Below are 1,975 nucleotides of genomic sequence, written 5' to 3' on the forward strand. Positions count from 1 at the left end.
GTCCGCCGCCCCGCCGGGGCGCCCGTCCCCGGCGGAGGGCTCCCTCACTGCACGACCGGCTTCCCCGAGAGCTCCACACCCGCCCCGCGCAGCTCGTCGAGCGCCCGCTCGGTGGTCGGTGCGGCCACCCCCGCGGTGAGGTCCAGCAGGACCTGGGTGCGGAAGCCCTCGCGGGTGGCGTCCAGGGCGGTCGCCCGGACGCAGTGGTCGGTGGCGATGCCCACCACGTCCACCTCGTCGACCTCGCGGGCGCGCAGCCAGTCGGCCAGCCCCACCCCGTTCTCCTCGGTGCCCTCGAAGCCGCTGTACGCGGCCGAGTACGCCCCCTTGTCGAAGACGGCGTCGACCGCGCCGGAGGCGACCGCCGGGGCGAAGTTCGGGTGGAAGCCGGCCCCCTCCGTCCCGGCGACGCAGTGCGCGGGCCAGGAGCGGACGAAGTCGGGGTTGTCGGCGAAGTGGCCGCCGGGGGCGATGTGGTGGTCGCGGGTGGCCACCACGTGCCGGTACCCGCCCGGCACCCGTGCGATCAGCTCGGTGATGGCGGCGGCCACGTCCGCACCGCCGGACACGGCGAGGCTGCCTCCCTCGCAGAAGTCGTTCTGCACGTCGACGACGATCAAGGCGCGGCGCATGGTCGGATTCCTTCGGCTGGGGGTCGGTCGGGGGTCGGTGTGTGTCGGACGGAGGATGTGGGACGGCGGGCCGGGGCCGGACGGGGGACCGCGGGCGAGGCCCGCGGAACAGCCGTCAGCTACCCGATCCCGGGTGCAGGTACTCCGTCGGGATGACGGGTTCCCCGCGGGACAGCTGGGTCGCGGACAGCGGCAGGCCGGCGCGTGCCGCGGCGTGCCGTGCGCGGAGCCGGTCCAGCGGCTCGCGCGCGGTCGCGGTCACCTCGCCGCCCTTGACCAGCTCCACCAGCAACTGCCGGTCGGCCAGCTCCTCGGGCACCGGTCCGGTGCCGATCACCTCGGCCTCGGCGACACCGTCCCCGTCCAGCCGGCGCGCGGCCCACTTGCGGCCGCCGATGGAGGTCTTGCCACCGGAGGATCGTTTCGCCACGGGCACCAGCGGCGCCCCGGCGTCCGTGGACCCGGCGCGGGCGACCAGCTTGTAGACCATGGAGGCCGTCGGGTGCCCGGACCCGGTCACCAGCTGAGTGCCGACGCCGTACGCGTCCACCGGCGCGGCGGCCAGCGAGGCGATGGCGTACTCGTCGAGGTCCGAGGTCACGGTGATCTTCGTGCCGGTGGCGCCCAGCTCGTCCAGCTGCTGCCGCACCCGGTGCGCGACCAGGAGCAGGTCGCCGGAGTCGATCCGGACCGAGCCCAAGGACGGGCCGGCGACCTCGACGGCCGTGCGGACCGCCTCGGCCACGTCGTAGGTGTCCACGAGGAGCGTCGTGCCGGAGCCGAGGGAGTCCACCTGCGCGCGGAAGGCGTCCCGCTCGCTGTCGTGCACCAGGGTGAAGGCGTGGGCGGAGGTGCCCACGGTCGGGATGTTGTAGCGGAACCCGGCCGCCAGGTCGGAGGTGGAGGTGAAGCCGCCCACGTAGGCGGCCCGGGAGGCGGCCACCGCGGCCAGCTCGTGGGTGCGCCGGGCGCCCATCTCGATCAGCGGCCGGTCCCCGGCGGCGGAGGCCATCCGGGAGGCCGCCGCGGCGATCGCCGAGTCGTGGTTGAGGATCGACAGGATCACCGTCTCCAGCAGCACGCACTCCGCGAAGGTGCCCTCGACCCGCATGACGGGCGAGCCCGGGAAGTACACCTCGCCCTCCGGGTAGCCCCAGATGTCCCCGCTGAAGCGGTAGTCGGCCAGCCAGTCGAGGGTCGGCCCGTCGACGACGTCCTTCTCGCGCAGGAAGTCGAGGAGGCGGCCGTCGAAACGGAAGTTCTCCACCGCGTCCAGGACCCGCCCGGTGCCGGCCACCACACCGTAGCGGCGGCCCTCCGGGAGGCGCCGGGTGAAGACCTCG

2 protein-coding genes are annotated in these 1,975 nt (G+C 74.7%); both read right to left on the reverse strand.

The features are described from left to right. Positions 1 to 44 precede the first annotated feature (44 nt). A complete protein-coding gene (locus AOK18_RS29605; protein ID WP_055696297.1) occupies positions 45 to 632 on the reverse strand; it encodes a nicotinamidase in 588 nt (195 codons plus the stop codon). A gap of 115 nt (positions 633 to 747) precedes the next feature. After that, a partial coding sequence (locus AOK18_RS29610) for a nicotinate phosphoribosyltransferase (RefSeq protein ID WP_055696298.1) occupies positions 748 to 1,975 on the reverse strand: 1,228 nt, incomplete at its 5' end.

The organism is Streptomyces prasinopilosus (genome assembly GCF_001419695.1).
GTDB lineage: Bacteria > Actinomycetota > Actinomycetes > Streptomycetales > Streptomycetaceae > Streptomyces > Streptomyces prasinopilosus.

Bases quoted from the DNA above. Each gene is read 5' to 3' on its own strand.
- AOK18_RS29605 (WP_055696297.1), bottom strand. From the start codon at position 632: ATGCGCCGCGCCTTGATCGTCGTCGACGTGCAGAACGACTTCTGCGAG.